This is a genomic window from Stenotrophomonas sp. 704A1 (genome assembly GCF_030549525.1).
GTDB lineage: Bacteria > Pseudomonadota > Gammaproteobacteria > Xanthomonadales > Xanthomonadaceae > Stenotrophomonas > Stenotrophomonas tuberculopleuritidis.
In genome coordinates, this window is record NZ_CP130831.1 from 711,848 (window position 1) to 730,206 (window position 18,359).

Genomic DNA, 18,359 nt, shown 5'->3' on the forward strand with positions numbered 1-18,359 from the left:
AGAGAGAAAGGCGGGGCACTACATGAAAACCGCAGCCCCCCTCGGCCGCAGCGCTGAGGTATAGGCCTGCAGTTTGTGTAGAAAATGTGAGGACGGGTGCTGTCTGCGACTGCGCGTGTCCTGAACGGCATCAGTGTCGGCCCGCCGCAGCGCTGCTCCCATGCAATTAGTTGCAAAGCGCGCTTGACGGGCGCTTTCCGTAGGGATGCCATTAAGGCGCCAATGCGGGGCGCTGCCGCCTGCGTCATCCTGACGCAGGCGTGATTGCAATGGATTCGATAGTGGAGCGTCGGCGGTGCGGTGAGCATGTCGTCCACTTTCTGGAGACCACGCATGCGCATTGCTTCCCCTCATCGGCATCCGCTCACGATTGCACTCGCTGGCATCTTGATTCTTTCGCCGGGGGCCAGGGCCCAGCAGGTGGTGGCCGATGGGACCAGTGAAACCCCTGCCGGCGGCAGCTACTCCACCACCGGTCTCGACGAGCATGCCTTCCACGTTCTCAATGGTGGTCGCATCACCGCCGATGACCCGGTGGTGTTGGCTACCGAAGGCAACGGCGCCGCCGGCATCCGGGTGGAAGGCGCCGGCAGCAGCCTGCACGTGGCCGATGCTGCCATCACCACCCGCGGCGACAATGCAGCAGGTGTTTCCCTCTCCGGCACCGACGGTACGAACCAGATCGACAGGGTAAGCATCGAAACGCATGGTTCCGCCAGTCATGGCGTGAGCGTTGCAGGTTCTGTTGCCAGCATTGGCCATGCGGACGTTCTCACCCGCGGCAGCGGTGCGCACGGTGTAAGTGTCAGTGGCGGTGGCACTGTGGAATTGAGCGGCGGTGCGGTTACCACGGAAGGAAGCAATGCCAATGCGGTACAGGCCAGTGGTGCGGGCAGCACGGTACGGATCGCAGACAGCACACTGGTCAGCCGTGGCGCGAGTACCTACGTCGCCCTCGCCAGTTCGGGCGCGGCCCTGTACCTGCAGGACACAGCGGTTGTTCATGAAGGTGTTGGGGGAATGGGAGTCGTCATCCAGGCCGGCAGTACTGGCGATCTGCGCAATGTGCACATCATGACGACGCAGCAAGCGGCAACCGGCCTGGCAGGTGGTGGCGATATCGTGATGCTGGGAGGTTCCGTTGTTGCAGATGGAACGCAGGCCACTGCCGTGGATATGCATGGTGGGAGCATGCGGATGGAGTCGGTGGACGTTCGCGGTCATTACGGCATCTTCGCCAGCGTCGGTGCGCAGCTGGAGCTGGCCGGCATTCGTGTGCGTGCGGCAAAGGACGCGCTGCGGGTTTCGGGACTGGGGACTGCTGCGCATGTCCAGGGATCGGAACTGCTGGGCGAGGGCGGAGCCGCCACGATTGCAGTGTATGACTCGGCAACGTTGACGCTTCTGCGTAGTGTGGTCCGCAACCAAGGTGACAATCGCGTTGGCATCGACAATCGCGGCGGCTTTGTGACGCTGGAAGACGTGGAGTTCCACACAACGGGTGCGTCCGGCCATGCGCTCTACGCCGAATCCAATGGCTCGGTACGCCCCCGAATCGATGCCAGCGGCACGTTGCTCAGTACCACCGGCGACAGCGCCATAGGGGCTGTGGCACGCAAGGGCGGCAGCATCCATCTGGCGGACAGCGCCGTGCTGACCACCGGCGATGGCGCCTATGGTGTGCTCTCTGGTGGGGTTGGTGAAATGACGCTGGTCAACACCCACGTGCGCACCGAAGGTGAAGGTGCATGGGCAGCGGTGATCAATGACAACGGCAGCCTGGGTATCGACGGCGGCTCGCTGGTCAGCGCACGGCACGGCGGTGTGTGGCTGCGCAGCAGCCGCGACCCTGGACTGACCTTGTCCAACGGTGCGCTGGTATCGGGCGGCAACGGCATCGGCCTTGCGCTGGATGCGGCGGTAGCAGGGCGCTTCGACGTGGTGCTCCAGGGTGGCTCGCAGATGGTCGGCGACATCGTCATCACGCCCGAGGACGAGGACGCCGGTCTGGTGCCGCAGTCCGATGTGCATGTGCGCCTGGCGGACGGCTCGCTGTGGCAGGGGTCTTCCGACCTGGTGCAGACGATGGCGATCGAGCGCGGCAGCCAGTGGACGCTGACCGGCGACGCTACGGTGGGTGAACTGCAGGTGCTTGACAGTGGCGTGGCCTTGTCCGATGGCAGCGGCCGCTTCAACACGCTCACCGTGGACGGCGATCTGCACAGCGAGGGCGCGACGTTCCTGTTCCAGGGCGCGTTGGGCGGTGACGACAGCGCCTTTGATCGCCTGCATGTGCGTGGCGATACCTCGGGTGATGCCAGTATTGCGGTGAGGAACATCGGGGGTGCCGGCGCGCAGACGACCGACGGCATCCAGCTGATCGAGGTGGATGGCGCATCGCTGGCGAACTACACCCTGACCGGCCGCGCGGTGGCCGGTTCCCATGAGTACTTCCTGTTCCAGGGCGGTCTTGCCGATCCTTCCGATGGCAACTGGTACCTGCGTTCGCAGTGGTTCGATGCATGCGCGGATGATCCGAACGCGCCGGGCTGTGTGGTCGATCCGGGTCCGGGGCCTGACCCGGGTGAGGGCGGCGAAGAAGGTGAGGGTGGCGGCGGTGACCCGGTCATCCCGCCACCGGTGCTGCGCCCGGAGGCCGGTGCCTACCTGGCCAACCAGTCGGCCGCCATCAACATGTTTTCCCATCGTCTGAACGACCGCATCGGCGCCGTCTCGCTGGATGAGGGCCGTGCGGCATGGGCACGCGTGGGCCGGCAGCAGGCGGACTTCAGCGCGGTGGGTGGTCAGCTGTCGATCGATGGGACCACCTCGGTGCTGCAGATCGGCAGCGACCTGCTGCGCCGTGGCAATGCAGCATTCGGTGTGATGTTGGGTACGGGGCGTGCTGATAGCAACGCACTATCCGACCTGACCGGCTACAGCGCCAAGGGGCGCGTGCGCGGTAATGCCGTGGGTATCTATGGCACGTGGCTGCAGGGGGCTGACGGCACGCAGGGTGCATACATCGATGCAACCCTGCAATACGGCCGTTTCGACAACCGGGTGCAGGGGATCGGCCTGGCGCCGGAGCGCTACGATTCGCGCATGGCCAGTGCATCGCTGGAGACCGGCTACACCTTCAATGTGTGGCAGGGCGCCGCCCGCGCGCTGTATGTGCAGCCGCAGCTGCAGCTGAGCCATGTCGATTTCCGCGCCGATCGCCATGTGGAGAGCAATGGCACGGTCATCGACCACGCCGATGCCGGTGGCCTGAGCGGGCGCCTGGGCGTGCGTGTGTTCGGTCATGGCACTGCATCCGGCAACACCGTGCAGCCGTACCTGGGCGTGAACTGGCTGCGTGGCAGCGGCACCAGCACCCTGCAGTTCAACGATGACACGCTGGGTGCGGACCTGCCGCGCAACCGCTATGAAGTGCAGGCCGGTGCCGAGTTGAAGCTGGGCCAGCGCTGGGGGGCGTGGGGCGGCGTGAGCGCGCAGCGCGGTGATTACGGTTACCGCAATGTGGGTGCCCAGCTGGGCCTGCGCATGGCCTGGTAGCAAGCGATGGAGATGTCGCAGCGCCGGGCATGACCCGGCGCTTCCTTTGCTGGGGTCGGTAGCGCCGGGCCATGCCCGGCGAAAGCTTACGCCGGCGGCAGCACCTTGCCCGGGTTGAGGATGCCATCCGGGTCCAGCGCGGCCTTGATCGCGCGCATCGCCGCCAGCGTTTCCGCAGTGAACGCCTTGGCCATGAAATCGCGCTTGGCCAATCCAATTCCGTGTTCGCCCGACAGCGTGCCGCCAAGCGCCAGGGTCAGTTCGAAGATCTTCGGCAGCGCGGCATGCGCGCGTGCGTTCTCGTCGGCATCCTCCGGGTGATAGAGGATGTTGACGTGCAGGTTGCCGTTGCCGGCATGGCCGAAGGTAACAATGGTCAACGTGTAGTCGCGTGCAAGCGCCTGCACACCGGCCACCAGATCCGGAATACGCGACACCGGCACCACCACGTCTTCGTTGATCTTGCCCGGCGCAACGCTGCGCAGCGCGGGTGACAGCGCCTTGCGTGCGGCCCACAGCTGGTCGCGCGCGCGGCCTTCCATCGCCACGTCCAGTTCAATCATGCCGTCACCTTCGGCGGCGCTGGCCAGTGCCTGCAGCAGGTAAGGCAGGGTGTCGTGGTCACCATCGGCCTCGACCAGCAGCATTGCGCCGGCTTCGGGCACGTCGGCACCATTGAGTCGCAGCAGTTCCAGGCTGCGGGCGTCCATGAATTCCAGGCGGGTGGGCACCACCGGTTGCGACATCAGCCGCGACACTGCGGCGGCCGCTGCATCGGCATCGCGGTACAGCACGCGCAGGCCCGCCTGGCTGACCGGCAGCGGGGTCAGCTTCAAGGTGGCTTCCACGATCAACGCCAGGGTGCCTTCGCTGCCCACCAGCAGATGGGTGAGGTCGTAGCCGGTGGCATCCTTGGTGTAGGCGCCGCCGCAGCGGATCACCTCGCCCGCGCCGGTCACCGCGACCAGGCCCAGCACGTTGTCGCGGCTGGTGCCGTACTTCACCGCGCGCGGTCCGCCGGCATTGCAGGCCAGGTTGCCGCCGATGCTGCAGATCGCCGCACTGGACGGGTCCGGCGCCCAGAACAGGCCGTGCGGTGCCAGCGCCTGCTGCAGGGTGCCGTTCAACACGCCCGGCTGCACCACGGCGCAGCGGTCGCCGGCGCGGATCTCGACAATGCGGTCCATGCGGGTAAACGACAGCACGATGCTGCCCGGCAGTGGCACCGCAGCGCCGGTGGTGCCGGTACCGGCGCCGCGTGCTACCAACGCGATGCCATGCGCGCGGCAGGCACGCACCAGCGCCTGCACCTGATCCACATCGGCCGGCAGGGCAACCGCCGCCGGTCGCTGGTGGCGCCACGAGTTGTCCTGCGCGTTCGCTTCCAGCGCGCTGTCATCCATGCGCCAGCCCTCCGCGCCCAGCAGGGCGGACAGTTCGGCAACCAGTGCAGGGGGCAGTGCGGTACTCATGATGGGTCTCGTGGGGCAGCAGGAGCGGGTTGAATGAGTTTCCAGGCGACGACGGCGCCCGCCAATGGCAGCCACACCCAGCGAAGTTCCGACAGCAGCGTGGCGATACCGCGTGCGCTGAAGAACTGCGGGGCGAACGGCGAAACGCGGATCGGCCGCCACGGCGCGAAGAAGCGCTGCTCGCTCCATGGCCAGGCCAGCGCAACGCCGAGGCCGCCGGAGGTCATGGCGTCGAGCAGGGGGTGGCTGGCTGCACAGATGAAGACGAACACTGCGGCTTGCACGGTAGATGCCAACCGTGGTTGGCACAGACCCGCCGACCGAGGTCGGCCGCTACCAAAGAACGCCAACACCGCCGCCAGCGCCGCCAACACGCAGGCAAACAGCAACGAATGACTGGCCCCGCGATGCCCGAACGCATCGGCATAGGGAATGTGCAGGGCGAAGGCCAGCACGTCGGCATCGGGCAGCATCGCTGCGATCACGCCGGCGGCCAGCAGGCGCGGCGGAATGCGGCCGCGATCGGCAGCGCACCACAGCGCCAGCGGCACCGCGGCATGGGTGATGATGGAAGGCATCAGCAATCGTCCAGCCGGAACGCATCCCGCAGCCAGCGCAGCTGCGGCGGATCACCACTGGCCTCGACTACATCGAATCGGCAGGGCGCATTGGCGAGCACAGGATTGTCCTGCAGGTACAGCTGCGCGGCATGGGCCAGGCGCCGGCATTTGCGTGCATCCACCGACGCGGCGCCACCCCCGAAGTCCGGGCGCGCGCGGTAACGCACTTCCACGAACACCACGGTTCCGGCGTCGTCCATCACCAGGTCCAGTTCGCCGCCGCGGTAGCGCACGTTGCGCGCGCGCGGTTGCAGCCCGGCCTGCTGAAGGTGCTGCTCGGCGGCGGCTTCCACCGCCGAGCCCCGTAGCAGGTGCTCAGCGACCACCGGCGATCGGCATCGGCCGGCCACCACTGAAGGTGGACCATGCCGGCTGGCGCAGGATGTTGCCGTTGCTGTCCAGGTACAGCGTGCCGGTGGCGCCGTCCAGGCCGCCCTCGTTGGACAGCTTGTCCAGGTAGGCGCTGATCTTCCAGGCATCGGCGCCGAAGGCGAACAGGCGGCTGGCCGCACCGCGCGCGCTGGGCAGGGTCTGTGCGACCTGGCTGGCCGAGGGCACGCCGGACACGCTGCGCACGTTCCAGGCTTCGTTCGGGTAGATGATGCCGTCCAGCGCCACGTCTTCCTCCACCTTGCCACTGCCGGTGGTCAGCTGCGAGGTGCCGACACGGGTGGCGCCGCCGGCACCGGCCAGCGCCAGCTGCGGGGCCAGCAGACGGGCCTGCGGCGCGCGCACGGCCAGGAACACCGCGTCGATCTGGCCGGCGTTGCGCACCTGTGCGCTGACATCGCCCACGGCTTCGCTGACCGCCACCGTGGCGGCGACGGTGCCACCGCGCTGTGCGAAACGCTGGGCAAAGGCCGCAGCGGCACGGCGCCCGGTGTCGTCGGCGCTGTTGATCACCAGCGCTTTGCTGCGCTCGCGGCCGCGCATGTATTCGGCGGCGACGATGCCGTCGTCTTCCGGGGCCAGCGAGAAGCCGGCGCTGCCGGCCGGCGGCGCATCCTTGCCGCGGTTCAGGCCCAGCACCGGCACCGGCAGCTGCTGGCGACCGTACACGGCGTCCACTTCATCGCGGCCGAGCGGGCCGACCACGAAGTCCGCACCGGAGGCCACCGCCTTGTCGTAGGCCGCCAATGCGCCGGCCGGGGTGCCGGCGGTATCGAAGAAGTTGATCTCCGGGCGACGGCGGGTTTCGCCGTAGTAGGCGCTGAGCAGGCCATCGCGCACCGGTTGCGCGGCGGTGGCCAGGCGGCCACTGAGCGGCAGCAGCACCGCCATCTTCGCCGGTGGGCGGTAACCGTCGCTCATTGCCGGCGGGCGCTTGCTGGTATCGAACTGGGCGGCACCCTCGCGATCGAAGGGACGCGGCAGCGGCAGGCCACGGGCAATCAGCGCGCGGCCGGCGAAGTTGTACAGCGGGTCGTTGGCCGGCAGCGCCGCCGCGCGGCTGCGCAGGGTGGCATCGTCCAGGGTGCCCAGCAGCCCGGCGATCGCGGCCTGGTTCTCGGTGCGGGCGGCGCCACTCAGTGCGGCGTGCGCGCGGGCACGTTCGGTGGCGGCGCCGAAGGCATCGCCGCTGGCCTGCAGGGCCTGGCCGCGGGCCAGCAGCCAGCGCGTGCGCAGGCTGGGGTGCACGCTGTCGCCATGGTCCTTCAGCAGGGCCAGGGCCTGTGCCGGCTGCTTGTCGGCCAGTGCCAGCTCGGCACTGGTCAGCTGGAAGCGCTGCAGGCTGGCGCCGGACAGCTGGCGCGCGGTGAGCTGGCCGAGCAGGCTGCGCGCGCGCGCGCCGTCACCGGCCAGGTGCCAGGCCCAGGCCGCATCGGCCAGGGCGGTACTGCGGGCGTTGCCGCGCAGGGTGGCGGCCAGCGCTTCCAGTTGCAGTGCGGCGTCGCGCGGCTTGCCCTGGTCGATCAGCGCCAGCGCCTGGCTCTGGGCCGGCGATTCAGGGGCGCTGGTGAGACTGGTGGTGGCACAACCGGCCAACAGCATCAGCGACAACGACAGGGCAGAGATGCGTGCGGCGGGCTTGTTCATGATCGGGTCCATGCGATGAGGGCAGCGGCCTTGGCCAGGTACACGCTAGGATTCTACCCTTGCCCCGTGAGTACCGCTGAAATGAGTGTTCCCACCCTGTATGTCGTCGCCACGCCGATCGGCAACCTGGCCGATCTGAGTCCGCGCGCGCAGGAGGTGCTGCGCTCGGTGGCGGCCATCTGTGCCGAGGACACCCGCCGCAGCGGCCAGCTGCTGTCCCATTTCGGCATCCAGCAGCCGTTGGTGGCCCTGCACGAGCACAACGAGGAGGCGCTGTCGCAGCGGCTGGTGTCGCGGCTGCAGGCGGGCGAGTCGCTGGCGCTGGTGAGCGATGCCGGCACCCCGCTGGTCAGCGACCCCGGCTTCCGCCTGGTGCGCGCCGCGCGTGCAGCCGGCATCAAGGTCAGCCCGATTCCCGGCGCCTGCGCGGCCATCGCCGCGTTGAGCGTGGCCGGGCTGCCCAGCGATCGTTTCAGTTTCGAGGGCTTCCTGCCGGCCAAGGCCAGCGGCCGCCGCGACCGCCTGCAGGCGCTGGCCGGCGAGGTGCGCACGATGGTGTTCTACGAATCCTCGCACCGCATCGCCGAATCGCTGGCCGACATGGCCGCGATCTTCGGCGGCACGCGCCCGGCGGTGCTGGCGCGTGAACTGACCAAGCTGTTCGAGACCGTGCTTGATGGCGATCTGGCGGGCCTGCTGGCCCAGGTGGAAGCGGATGAAAACCAGCGCAAGGGCGAATTCGTGGTGATGGTGCAGGGCGCCGGCGATGATGCCGAGGCGCAGCTGGCCCATGGCCGCCAGGTCTACGCCAAGCTCAGCGAGCACCTGCCGCCATCGACCGCAGCCAAGCTGGCGGCCGAGCTGACCGGCGCCCCGCGCAAGGCGCTGTACGGGTCCTGACCGGTAGCGCCGAGCCATGCCCGGCGAGCGCGCAGCGCGGCATCGAACCCTCGCCGGGCATCCCGCTGCGCTACCCGTGTAGAATGCACGCTGGCGGAGCCGGCCAGACAGTCGCGTCATCCCTTCGGGGGTGCCGAGGAAAGTCCGGGCTCCATAGGGCAAGGTGCCAGGTAACGCCTGGGCGGCGCAAGCCGACGGAAAGTGCAACAGAAAGATACCGCCTACGTCTTCTTCGGAAGGCCGGTAAGGGTGAAATGGTGCGGTAAGAGCGCACCGCGAGTCTGGCAACAGACCGGCACGGCAAACCCCACCTGGAGCAAGACCAAATAGGGATCCTTTGGCGCGGCCCGCGTTGGATCCGGGTAGGTTGCTTGAGCGTTGCGGTGACGTAACGCCTAGAGGAATGACTGTCCACGACAGAACCCGGCTTATCGGCCGGCTCCGCCTCCTTCTTACGGTAAGCCGGGCATGGCTTGGCTCTACAGTAGAGCCGGGCCATGCTCGGCTGCTCTCCGTTCAGATGCCCGGGATGTTGTTCAGCCCGGCGTACGGTACTGCCCGGCGGAAATGAACTGCGAGAAGCGCTCGCACCACACCACTACGGTGGTGTAGTCGTCCACGTTGACGCTTTCAGGCACGTCCACCAGGAACCGGTTGAAGGTCTTCACCTCGCCGATGCGTTGTGCCTGCGCCTTGATCTTCAGGAAATCGGCCTTGTTGTCGACGAAGTCGCGCACCAGGTAGACCTTGTAGTCCGGTCCTGGTCCCATCCTGCCGTCGAACGCGACCTGGCGCGGGCTGACGCTGACCTTGCCTTCGGCCCAGTGCACGGCGTCGCTGCCCTTGAGGTCGCGGCGGAAGGTGGTGCGGTAGGTGGCGTCTTTCATGGCGGCCTGCACCTGCGCGACCGGCGGATCATCCGGGGCGATCAGGATCGGCAGCAGGTACACGCCCAGGCCGAAGCCGAGGCCGAGCGTGAGCAGGTGGGTGGCGACAAGTACGAGAACACGGCGCATCGATGACTCCCGGTAGATCGGTGGGGCGCACGGCAAGGCCGCGCCCGGTCATCGTGTGGCGTGCAGGCAGGCATTTATAGACACAGAAAACAGGTACAGGCCTGCGTGCGTCCCGGGCCCGGTCAGAAGTCGACGCGACTCTGGCCGATTGCGACACCCTGCGGACCGAAGCGGCGCTCATGGATCTGCCCATGGCCGTCGGCGTCGATCAGCAGCACGGTGCTGGCGCGGGTACCGTAGTCGTCGCCGCGGATGAAGGCCGGGCTCAGCCAGCGCTCGCGCTCCAGGCCGATGCCGGTGTCGGGCAGGTCGCTGTCGGCGGGGCGGTGTTCATCGGCCAAGGCGGCCCAGAGCGGGACCAGGTCGTCATCGCCGGCCTGCAGCCATGCGGAAAGGGCGGCCATCAGCCGCCGCGTCTTCGGCCAGGGGGCGTCCAGGGCGCCGTTGGACATGCCATGCACCCCGGGGCCCAGGCGCTGGCGCTCGGCGGGGTGGTTGCCCAGGTACTCCACGCTGTCGTGATCGGCCAAAAGCAGGTTGAACGGCGCATAGGCGCCGGCCACTGCCGCCAACCGGTCGATATGCACGGCGGCAGGGTCGCGTCCGCGCAGGAAGTCGGCCACCAGTGCGCCCCGCGATGGCCCGGCCTGCGCGGCCAGCGGATCGCGCACGTTGGTGACCACCGCCATCCGCCCACCGGCGCCGACCCCGGCCCAGCCGCCACCGGAGCGCAGGTCGCGGCCGCCGATGACGGACGTCTCATCCTGCCAGGGCGCCAGGGCCGCAGTCGGGCGGGCGTGGAACTCATCACGGTTGCCGGTCATCACCAGCCGCCAGCGCGGGTGGTGCATCCAGCCAAGAGCAAGCAGGCACATGGACGCATTGTGCCGCGTTTGCGCAGTTCCAGGTCGCTTGCAGCTCGTTCCGGATGAATGCGCAGGCGATGTTTCACGCGATCTCCACAGCCCTGAACTTCCGTTCAATCTCAAAAAATGAGACGGATCAGCAACTTGTGGATAAGCCTTGAACAATTCTCTAAACATCGTTGCAAGCCATTGATGCGGCTGGCGATTTCCCCCTTGAAAAGTTGTTGACAACCCTTCGGCCGCTGCTAAGGTGGGCATCAGAGGGAAAACCGGGTGTTTTGTGGGTTTTCGTGGTTCAATGTTTCACCGGGCGAAGGATAAGGTGCAGGCGTCGTGTTCCAGGGCGAGACGGCCATCACAGTTGACGACAAAGGGCGCATGGCGGTTCCCACCGCTTACCGCGACCTCGTCGCGCGCGCCAGCAACAACCGTCTCGTGTTGACCTACAACCCGTTCGAAGCCGGCTGCCTGTGGCTGTACGCCGAGTCGGAATGGGAGCGGGTCCGTGACGACGTCATGTCCAAGCCCAACACACAGCGCGTCGTCCGCCTGTTGCAGCAGAAGCTGGTCGGTTCCGCCGCCCATCTGGAGCTGGACGGCAACGGTCGCATCAGCATTCCCGCCAGCCACCGCGGTGCGGTGGGCATTGAGAAGAAGGCGGTACTGCTCGGTATGGGCGACAAATTCGAATTGTGGAGCGAGCAGGCGCATCGGGCCCTGATCCAGCAGACGTTGTCTGACGAGGATCTGGGTGATGGGTTGCTCGACCTGAAGTTGTGAGCCGGGGTGCCCGGATGCGCCCAGAAGCGCAGACCGGTCACCTTCCGGTGTCGCAGTCGCCGGCGGTGCATCTGCCGGTCCTGTACACCCAGGTCCTGGAAGGCCTGAGGGTGATCGAAAATGGACGTTACCTGGATGGCACGTTCGGTCGTGGCGGTCATGCACGTGGCGTGCTCACCCAGTTGGGTCCCGAGGGGCGCCTGCTGGTCATGGACAAGGATCCGGAAGCCATTGCCGTTGCCGAGCGCGACTTCGCGCCGGACCCGCGCGTGTCGATCTTCCGCGGCAGCTTCGCCCAGCTGCTGCAGTGGGACGCGACGGCCGAAGGCCTGGACGGCGTGCTGTTCGATCTCGGCGTGTCGTCGCCGCAGCTGGACGTGGCCGAGCGTGGTTTCAGCTTCGGCAAGGACGGCCCGCTGGACATGCGCATGGACCCGGACAGCGGCGAGAGCGCCGCGCAGTGGATCAACCGCGTGGAAGAGCGCGAGCTGATGGACGTGCTGTGGACCTATGGCGAAGAGCGCCAAGGGCGCCGCATCGCCAAGGCCATCGTGGCCCGCCGCGACCGGCAGCCGTTCACCCGCACCGCCGAGCTGGCCGAACTGATCGCCTCGGTGATGCCGCGTGGGAAAGACAAGATCCACCCGGCCACGCGCAGCTTCCAGGCCATCCGCATCCACATCAACCGTGAGCTGGCCGATCTGGAAGCCGGCCTCGACGCGGCTGTGCAGCGGCTCAAGCCCGGCGGCCGGCTGGCGGTGATCAGCTTCCATTCGCTGGAAGACCGCATCGTCAAGCAGTACATGAACCGCCTGGCCAAGGCACCGCCGGCCAACCGCCGCCTGCCCGAGGCGACGGTGTTCGTGCCGACCCTGGACCTGATCGGTGGCGCCATCAAGGCCACCGACGACGAGCTGGCTGCCAACCCGCGCGCCCGCAGCGCGGTGCTGCGCGTGGCCCAGAAGCGGGAGGCCGATGCATGAGCCGGCTGCTGCTGATCATCCTGTTGGCCTGCACCGTGGCCTCGGCGATCGGCGTCGTGTTCGTGCGTCACCGTCATCGGCAGACGTTCATTGAACTGTCGCGCGCCGAGCGTGCGCGCGATGACCTGAACATCGAATTCGGCCGCCTGCAGCTGGAGCAGGCGACCCTGGCCGAAGCCAACCGGGTCGATCGCATCGCCCGCGAGAAGCTCGGCATGAAGTTCCCCGAAGCCGCCGACGTCGTGGTGGTGCGCCCATGAGCAAGACCGGCCGCAACCGCCCCCGCAACGCCTTCAGCCTGCGCCAGCGCCTGCGCTGGGTCGCGCTGGCGCTCGGCCTGTGCTCGGTATCGCTGGTCGGCCGCGCCGCCTACGTGCAGATCATCAACAGCGATTTCTACCAGCGCCAGGGCGAAGCGCGCTATCTGCGCGAGCTGCCGATCAAGACCTCGCGCGGCATGATCACCGACCGCAACGGCGAGCCGCTGGCGGTGTCCACCCCGGTCGCCTCGATCTGGGTGAACCCGCAGGACCTGCTGCGCTCGCCCGAGCGCATCCCCGAGCTGGCCCAGGCGGTCGGCATGTCGGTGGACGAACTGAGCAGCCGCCTGTCGCAGAAGTCGGACAAGGAATTCATGTACCTGCGCCGCCGGATCAATCCGGACGAAGCAGAGCGGGTGGTCGCGCTGAAGATTCCGGGCGTGGCCGCGCAGCGCGAGTTCCGCCGCTTCTACCCGCAGGGTGAGGCGATGGCGCACGTGCTGGGCTTCACCAACATCGACGACCGCGGCCAGGAAGGGCTGGAACTGGCCTTCGACGAATGGCTGCGCGGCAAGGCCGGCGCCAAGCGGGTGATCCGCAACCGCAAGGGCGAGACCGTCGAGAGCGATCTGCTGCGTGCCGCTGAGCCGGGCAAGGACCTGACCCTGAGCATCGACCGCCGCATCCAGTACCTGGCTTTCAAGGAACTGCGCAACGCGCTGGTGGCCAACAAGGCAGCTGGTGGTTCGATGGTGATCATGGACGTGGCCACCGGCGAGATCCTGGCCATGGTCAACCTGCCGACCTACAACCCCAATTCGCTCACCGGCGCGCAGCCGGACACGCGCCGCAACCGCGCGGTGACCGACCTGGTCGAGCCGGGTTCGACGATGAAGCCGCTGACCATCGCCACCGCGCTGCAGGCCGGGGCGGTGACCAAGGACACCATCATCGACACCAACCCGGGGTACATGACCCTGGGCCGCTTCACCATCCGCGACGTGCCGCGCAACAACGGCGTGCTGAATGTCACCGGCGTGATCACCCGCAGCTCGAACGTGGGTGCAGCCAAGGTTGCGGCGAAGATGCCCGACCAGACCTTCTACGACGGTGTGCGCCGTTTCGGCTACGGCTCGCCGCCGCACAGCGGCTTCCCCGGCGAATCCGGCGGCGTGGTGCTGCGCCCGGCGCGCTGGTCGGGCACCTCCAAGACCACCATGTCCTACGGCTACGGCCTGTCGGTGACGCCGCTGCAGATCGCCACCGCCTATTCGGCGCTGGCCAACGGCGGCAAGCTGATCGCCCCGACCTTCGTCAAGGGCCAGCGCAACGAAGGCCAGCAGATCATCGACGAGAGCGTGGCCAAGCAGGTCGTGGCGATGATGGAAACGGTGGTCACCCAGGGCGGCGCCAAGCAGGCCGCCGTGCTGGGCTACCACGTGGCCGGCAAGACCGGTACCGCGCGCAAGGCCGGGCCCGGCGGCTACGAGCGTGGCCATTACAACGCGCTGTTCGCTGGCGTGGTGCCGGCCACCAACCCGCGCTTTGCCACCGTCATCGTCATCAACGACCCGCAGGCCGGCAAGTTCTACGGTGGCCTGGTCTCGGCGCCGGTCTATCACAACGTGATGGAAGGCACCCTGCGGCTGATGGACGTGCCGCTGGATGACCTGCAGTCGTGGCTGGCCGCACAGCAGTCCGGAAAGATGGGGCATTCGGCCTCGATCCTGCCGGCGCCGCCGGTGGAAGCCGCGCTGCCGGTGGATGCCGCCGCTGAATTCGATGCCGCGCTGCCCAGCGCGCAGACCCATGTGCCGGCCCCGCCCGCGGGAGGCACGCAATGAGCCCTTCGATGTTGCTTTCGCAGTTGCTTCCCGACGTTGCCCTGGCGGGCAACGATCCCGTTCTGACCGGCCTGGTGCTGGACAGCCGTGCCGTGCGCCCCGGCAACGCTTTCGTCGCCATCGCCGGTTTCGGCGCGCATGGCCTGGGCTTTGTCGAGCAGGCGCGCGCGGCCGGTGCCAGCGCCATCCTGTTCGAGCCGCCGGCGCCGGCCGAGCTGCCGGCGCCGACCGATGCGATCGCCGTGCCGGGGCTGCGTGCGCGCCTGGGCGCGATGGCCGACCAGTTCCATGGCGCGCCGTCGCGGGCGATGACGATGGTGGGCGTGACCGGCACCAACGGCAAAACCTCCACCGTGCAGCTGCTGGCGCAGGCCTGGCACCTGCTCGGCACGCCCAGTGGAAGTATCGGCACGCTGGGCGCCGGTCTTTATGGCGCGGTGCAGCCGACCGGCTTCACCACCCCGCTGGTGCTGCAGATGCATGCGCTGCTGGCGCAGCTGCGCACCGACGGCGCGCAGGCCGTAGCGATGGAAGTCAGTTCGCACGCGCTGGACCAGGGCCGCGTCGATGCGGTGCACTACGACGTGGCGGTGTTCACCAACCTCACCCGCGACCATCTGGATTACCACGGCGACATGGCCAGCTACGGCGCGGCCAAGGCGCGCCTGTTCCATCGCCCGGGCCTGAAGGCGGCGGTGGTGAACCTGGATGATGCGTTCGGCCGCCAGCTGTTCGCCGGCCTGCCGGCCAGCGTGCAGGCCATCGGGCTGAGCTCGCGCGGTGCGGCCGATGCCAGCGTGCACGCCGAGAACCTGCAGCTGGATGGTCGTGGCATCGGCTTCGAACTGGTCATCGACGGCGCGCGCGCTGCGGTGCAGTCGCCGCTGCTGGGCCGCTTCAACGTGGACAACCTGCTGGCCGTGGCCGGCAGCCTGCACGCGCTGGGCGAGCCGGCCGAGCGCATTGCCGCGGTGCTGTCGGCACTGCAGCCGATCCGCGGCCGCATGAACCGCCTGGGGGGCGAAGACGGCCTGCCTACCGTGGTGGTCGACTACGCCCACACCCCCGATGCGCTGGAACAGGCGCTGGACAGCCTGCATGGCCACCTGCAGGGGACGCTGTACTGCGTGTTCGGCTGCGGTGGCGAGCGCGATACCGGCAAGCGTCCGCAGATGGCCGCCATCGCCGAGCGCCTGGCCAACCAGGTCATCGTCACCGACGACAACCCGCGCGGCGAAGACGGCGACGTGATCGTCGCCGACATTCTGGCCGGCTTCGCCCATCCGGCCGCCGTGACCGTGCAGCGCAGCCGCGCGCGTGCGATCGGCCTGGCGGTGAAGCGCGCCGGTGCGGGCGACATCATCCTGATCGCCGGCAAGGGCCACGAGCCCTACCAGGAGGTCAACGGCGTGCGCCACGACTTCGACGACACCGAAGTGTCGGCTGCCGCGCTGGCTGCCAAGGCCGGTGTGATCGCGACGCGCACGGATGCGCTGGTGGCCCGGCCGCAGGACGCGGAAGAGGGCCCAGCACAGGCCGGGGAGGGCGCCGCATGAAGCGCACCCTGCTTTCGCTGATCGCGCACTGGGCCGGTGGCGAGATCCACGGCGACGACGTGGCCATCGATGCGGTCAGCAATGACACCCGCAGCCTGGGCGCGGGCAGCCTGTACGTGGCCCTGCGTGGCGAACGCTTCGACGGCCATGACTTCGCCGCCGATGCGCAGGCCCGTGGCGCCAGCGCGCTGCTGGTCGAGCGCCTGCTGCCGCTGGACGTGCCGCAGGTGCTGGTGGCCGACAGCGAACGGGCCCTGGCGAAGATCGCCGCCGGCATGCAGCGCGACCGCGGCACCGAGGTGTTCGCGATCACCGGCAGCAACGGCAAGACCAGCGTGAAAAGCCTGCTGCTGGCGATCCTGCAGCAGGTGGCCCGGCATGCGCACAAGGTGGTCTATGCCAACCCGGGCAACCGCAACAATGAAATCGGCCTGCCGCTGGCGGTGATCGACGCGCCCGAAGATGCCGACTACGCCGTCTACGAGATGGGTGCCGGCAAGCCGGGTGACATCGCCTACCTGACCGACATCGCGCGCCCGCGCTATGCGCTGGTCAACAACATCGCACCGGCCCACCTGGAACGGATGGGCAGCCTGCTCGGCGTGGCGGTGACCAAGGGCGCGATCTATGCCGCACTGCCGGCCGATGGCGTGGCCGTCATCAATGTCGATGATGCCTACGGGCGCTGGTTCGAACAGCATTTCATCGGCACCCCGGCGCGTTGCAGGGTGCTGCGCTATGGCCTGGACCACAGTGCCGAGGTCACCGCGCGTGATATCCGTGCCGGCGCCCAGGGCAGCCAGTTCACCCTGGTCACTGCGACGGGCGAAGCACGCGTGGCACTGGGCCTGCCCGGTCGCCACAACATCAGCAATGCCCTGGCGGCGGCCAGCCTGGCGCTGGCCGCGGGCATCGAACTGCCGCTGGTTGCGAGCGGGCTGGCCGAAGCCCAGCCGGTGCCGGGCCGCCAGATCGCCCATCTGCTGCACAACGGTGCGGTGCTGGTGGATGACAGCTACAACGCCAACCCCGGTTCGCTGGCTGCCGCCATCGATGCACTGGCGGCCGCTCCCGAAGAGGGCTGGCTGGTGCTCGGTGACATGCGCGAGCTTGGCCCGGATGCACAGGCGCTGCACGCGCAGGCCGGGCTGCGCGCCCGCGCCGCCGGCCTCAAGCGCCTGTATGCGCTGGGCCCGCTCAGTGCTGCCGCCGCTGCCGCCTTCGGCGAAGGCGGCCGCCATTTCGCCACCCATGACGCGCTGTCGCAGGCGCTGAAGGACGAGCTGCACGCCGGCGTGCGCTGCCTGGTCAAGGGTTCCCGTGGCAGCGCCATGGACACGATTGTCAAAGCGCTGCTGGCGCAAGGAGAGGAATCCCCGCATGTTGTATGAACTGGCTCGATGGTTGCAGCAGTTGGAGAGCCTGTTCGGGCTGTTCAACTACCAGACGTTCCGCGCCATCCTTGCCGCGTTGACGGCCCTGTTCCTGTCGCTCTGGCTCGGCCCGGCGATGATCCGCAAGCTTGCCCAGTTCAAGGGTGGCCAGCCGATCCGGACCGATGGTCCGCAGACCCATTTCTCCAAGGCCGGCACGCCGACCATGGGCGGCTCGCTGATCCTGCTCACCGTCACCCTGTCGGTGCTGATGTGGGCCGACCTGCGCAACCGCTACGTGTGGCTGGTGCTGGCGGTGATGCTGTGCTTCGGTGCCATCGGCTGGTACGACGACTGGATCAAGATCGTCCGTCGCGACCCGAACGGTCTGAAGTCGCGCTGGAAGTACCTGCTGCAGTCGATCTTCGGCCTGGCCGCGGGCATCTTCCTGTTCCAGACCGCCGACGTACCGGCGGCGCTGACCTTCTACATCCCGATGTTCAAGTCGGTGGCCCTGCCGCTGGCCGGCATCGGCTTCGTGGCCATCGCCTACTTCTGGATCGTCGGCTTCTCCAACGCGGTCAACCTGACCGATGGCCTGGATGGCCTGGCGATCATGCCGACCGTGCTGGTCGCCTGCGCGCTGGGGGTGTTCGCCTATGCCTCCGGCAACGTGGTGTTCGCCAACTATCTGCAGATCCCGCAGATTCCGGGGGCCGGTGAGCTGGTCATCATCTGCGCGGCCATTGCCGGCGCCGGCCTCGGCTTCCTGTGGTTCAACACCTATCCGGCCATGGTGTTCATGGGCGATATCGGTGCGCTGTCGCTGGGCGCGGTGCTGGGCACCATCGCAGTGATCACCCGCCAGGAACTGGTGCTGGTGATCATGGGCGGCGTGTTCGTCATCGAGACCCTGTCGGTGATGATCCAGGTCGCCTCGTTCAAGCTGACCGGCAAGCGCGTGTTCCGCATGGCGCCGATCCACCACCACTTCGAACTGAAGGGCTGGCCCGAGCCGCGGGTGATCGTGCGCTTCTGGATCATCTCGGTGGTGCTGGTGCTGATCGGCCTGGCCACGTTGAAGGTGCGCTGAG

16 protein-coding genes and 1 other RNA gene are annotated in these 18,359 nt (G+C 68.0%); 10 read left to right on the forward strand and 7 right to left on the reverse strand.

Features of this window, described 5'->3' with window-relative positions; translation table 11 throughout:
- Window positions 1–18: 18 nt before the first annotated feature.
- A complete protein-coding gene (locus tag Q5Z10_RS03190; protein WP_303637906.1) occupies window positions 19–1,224 on the reverse strand; it encodes a hypothetical protein in 1,206 nt (401 codons plus the stop codon).
- Here Q5Z10_RS03190 and Q5Z10_RS03195 point away from each other — a divergent pair.
- Complete coding sequence (locus Q5Z10_RS03195; RefSeq protein WP_303639130.1) at window positions 1,198–3,558, forward strand: autotransporter family protein; 2,361 nt, start codon at window positions 1,198–1,200, stop codon at window positions 3,556–3,558. The two genes, Q5Z10_RS03190 and Q5Z10_RS03195, sit on opposite strands and share 27 nt — an antisense overlap.
- Before the next feature lie 86 nt (window positions 3,559–3,644).
- Here Q5Z10_RS03195 and Q5Z10_RS03200 read toward each other — a convergent pair whose 3' ends face one another.
- From Q5Z10_RS03200 to Q5Z10_RS03215, 4 genes are read right to left on the reverse strand one after another with little or no spacing between them, the layout of a single operon-like run.
- Entirely contained in the window at window positions 3,645–5,030 is a 1,386-nt protein-coding gene (locus Q5Z10_RS03200; protein ID WP_303637907.1) for an FAD-binding oxidoreductase, read from the reverse strand.
- Window positions 5,027–5,608, reverse strand: a complete 582-nt coding sequence (locus tag Q5Z10_RS03205; protein ID WP_303637908.1) for a metal-dependent hydrolase — start codon at window positions 5,606–5,608, stop codon at window positions 5,027–5,029. The genes Q5Z10_RS03200 and Q5Z10_RS03205 overlap by 4 nt, the downstream gene beginning before the upstream one ends.
- The gene (locus Q5Z10_RS03210) at window positions 5,608–5,976 is read right to left on the reverse strand and encodes a YraN family protein (RefSeq protein WP_442758936.1); all 369 of its coding nucleotides are present in this window, start codon (window positions 5,974–5,976) and stop codon (window positions 5,608–5,610) included. The genes Q5Z10_RS03205 and Q5Z10_RS03210 overlap by 1 nt, the downstream gene beginning before the upstream one ends.
- A complete protein-coding gene (locus Q5Z10_RS03215) occupies window positions 5,966–7,687 on the reverse strand; it encodes a penicillin-binding protein activator (protein WP_303637910.1) in 1,722 nt (573 codons plus the stop codon). The genes Q5Z10_RS03210 and Q5Z10_RS03215 overlap by 11 nt, the downstream gene beginning before the upstream one ends.
- An 81-nt stretch (window positions 7,688–7,768) precedes the next feature.
- Between Q5Z10_RS03215 and rsmI the strand changes: the two genes are divergently transcribed.
- On the forward strand, window positions 7,769–8,587 hold the full coding sequence (gene rsmI, locus Q5Z10_RS03220) for a 16S rRNA (cytidine(1402)-2'-O)-methyltransferase (RefSeq protein WP_303637911.1): 819 nt from the start codon (window positions 7,769–7,771) through the stop codon (window positions 8,585–8,587).
- 95 nt (window positions 8,588–8,682) lie between these two features.
- Window positions 8,683–9,034, forward strand: an RNA gene (gene rnpB, locus Q5Z10_RS03225) — RNase P RNA component class A.
- Between the two features lie 89 nt (window positions 9,035–9,123).
- Here the strand turns inward: rnpB and Q5Z10_RS03230 are convergent.
- The gene (locus Q5Z10_RS03230) at window positions 9,124–9,603 is read right to left on the reverse strand and encodes a DM13 domain-containing protein (protein WP_303637912.1); all 480 of its coding nucleotides are present in this window, start codon (window positions 9,601–9,603) and stop codon (window positions 9,124–9,126) included.
- Window positions 9,604–9,725: 122 nt separating this feature from the next.
- A complete protein-coding gene (locus Q5Z10_RS03235; RefSeq protein ID WP_303637913.1) occupies window positions 9,726–10,478 on the reverse strand; it encodes an NRDE family protein in 753 nt (250 codons plus the stop codon).
- 324 nt (window positions 10,479–10,802) lie between these two features.
- Here Q5Z10_RS03235 and mraZ point away from each other — a divergent pair, with 324 nt between their 5' ends.
- The 7 genes from mraZ to mraY are packed head-to-tail and all read left to right on the forward strand — an operon-like array spanning window position 10,803 to window position 18,358.
- Window positions 10,803–11,249: a division/cell wall cluster transcriptional repressor MraZ gene (gene mraZ / locus Q5Z10_RS03240; protein WP_004143635.1), complete on the forward strand. Its 447-nt coding sequence runs from the start codon at window positions 10,803–10,805 to the stop codon at window positions 11,247–11,249.
- Between the two features lie 14 nt (window positions 11,250–11,263).
- Window positions 11,264–12,232 carry a 16S rRNA (cytosine(1402)-N(4))-methyltransferase RsmH gene (gene rsmH, locus Q5Z10_RS03245; RefSeq protein WP_303637914.1) on the forward strand — a complete coding sequence of 323 codons (969 nt, stop codon included), beginning with the start codon at window positions 11,264–11,266 and terminating at the stop codon, window positions 12,230–12,232.
- Entirely contained in the window at window positions 12,229–12,492 is a 264-nt protein-coding gene (ftsL, locus tag Q5Z10_RS03250; RefSeq protein ID WP_303637915.1) for a cell division protein FtsL, read from the forward strand. The genes rsmH and ftsL overlap by 4 nt, the downstream gene beginning before the upstream one ends.
- Window positions 12,489–14,336 (forward strand): peptidoglycan D,D-transpeptidase FtsI family protein, encoded by a 1,848-nt coding sequence (locus Q5Z10_RS03255; RefSeq protein WP_303637916.1) that lies wholly within the window; start codon window positions 12,489–12,491, stop codon window positions 14,334–14,336. The genes ftsL and Q5Z10_RS03255 overlap by 4 nt, the downstream gene beginning before the upstream one ends.
- The gene (locus Q5Z10_RS03260; RefSeq protein WP_303637917.1) at window positions 14,333–15,892 is read left to right on the forward strand and encodes a UDP-N-acetylmuramoyl-L-alanyl-D-glutamate--2,6-diaminopimelate ligase; all 1,560 of its coding nucleotides are present in this window, start codon (window positions 14,333–14,335) and stop codon (window positions 15,890–15,892) included. The genes Q5Z10_RS03255 and Q5Z10_RS03260 overlap by 4 nt, the downstream gene beginning before the upstream one ends.
- Entirely contained in the window at window positions 15,889–17,283 is a 1,395-nt protein-coding gene (locus Q5Z10_RS03265; RefSeq protein WP_303637918.1) for a UDP-N-acetylmuramoyl-tripeptide--D-alanyl-D-alanine ligase, read from the forward strand. Before Q5Z10_RS03260 ends, Q5Z10_RS03265 begins: the two co-directional genes overlap by 4 nt.
- The gene (gene mraY / locus Q5Z10_RS03270) at window positions 17,273–18,358 is read left to right on the forward strand and encodes a phospho-N-acetylmuramoyl-pentapeptide-transferase (RefSeq protein WP_303637919.1); all 1,086 of its coding nucleotides are present in this window, start codon (window positions 17,273–17,275) and stop codon (window positions 18,356–18,358) included. The genes Q5Z10_RS03265 and mraY overlap by 11 nt, the downstream gene beginning before the upstream one ends.
- Window position 18,359: the final 1 nt, after the last annotated feature.

Coding starts and splice junctions, on each gene's coding strand:
- Q5Z10_RS03195 (WP_303639130.1), top strand. CDS start 1,198: ATGGAGTCGGTGGACGTTCGCGGTCATTACGGCATCTTCGCCAGCGTC.
- Q5Z10_RS03190 (WP_303637906.1), bottom strand. CDS start 1,224: ATGACCGCGAACGTCCACCGACTCCATCCGCATGCTCCCACCATGCAT.
- Q5Z10_RS03200 (WP_303637907.1), bottom strand. CDS start 5,030: ATGAGTACCGCACTGCCCCCTGCACTGGTTGCCGAACTGTCCGCCCTG.
- Q5Z10_RS03205 (WP_303637908.1), bottom strand. CDS start 5,608: ATGCCTTCCATCATCACCCATGCCGCGGTGCCGCTGGCGCTGTGGTGC.
- Q5Z10_RS03215 (WP_303637910.1), bottom strand. CDS start 7,687: ATGAACAAGCCCGCCGCACGCATCTCTGCCCTGTCGTTGTCGCTGATG.
- rsmI (WP_303637911.1), top strand. CDS start 7,769: ATGAGTGTTCCCACCCTGTATGTCGTCGCCACGCCGATCGGCAACCTG.
- Q5Z10_RS03230 (WP_303637912.1), bottom strand. CDS start 9,603: ATGCGCCGTGTTCTCGTACTTGTCGCCACCCACCTGCTCACGCTCGGC.
- Q5Z10_RS03235 (WP_303637913.1), bottom strand. CDS start 10,478: ATGTGCCTGCTTGCTCTTGGCTGGATGCACCACCCGCGCTGGCGGCTG.
- rsmH (WP_303637914.1), top strand. CDS start 11,264: ATGCGCCCAGAAGCGCAGACCGGTCACCTTCCGGTGTCGCAGTCGCCG.
- ftsL (WP_303637915.1), top strand. CDS start 12,229: ATGAGCCGGCTGCTGCTGATCATCCTGTTGGCCTGCACCGTGGCCTCG.
- Q5Z10_RS03255 (WP_303637916.1), top strand. CDS start 12,489: ATGAGCAAGACCGGCCGCAACCGCCCCCGCAACGCCTTCAGCCTGCGC.
- Q5Z10_RS03260 (WP_303637917.1), top strand. CDS start 14,333: ATGAGCCCTTCGATGTTGCTTTCGCAGTTGCTTCCCGACGTTGCCCTG.
- Q5Z10_RS03265 (WP_303637918.1), top strand. CDS start 15,889: ATGAAGCGCACCCTGCTTTCGCTGATCGCGCACTGGGCCGGTGGCGAG.
- mraY (WP_303637919.1), top strand. CDS start 17,273: ATGTTGTATGAACTGGCTCGATGGTTGCAGCAGTTGGAGAGCCTGTTC.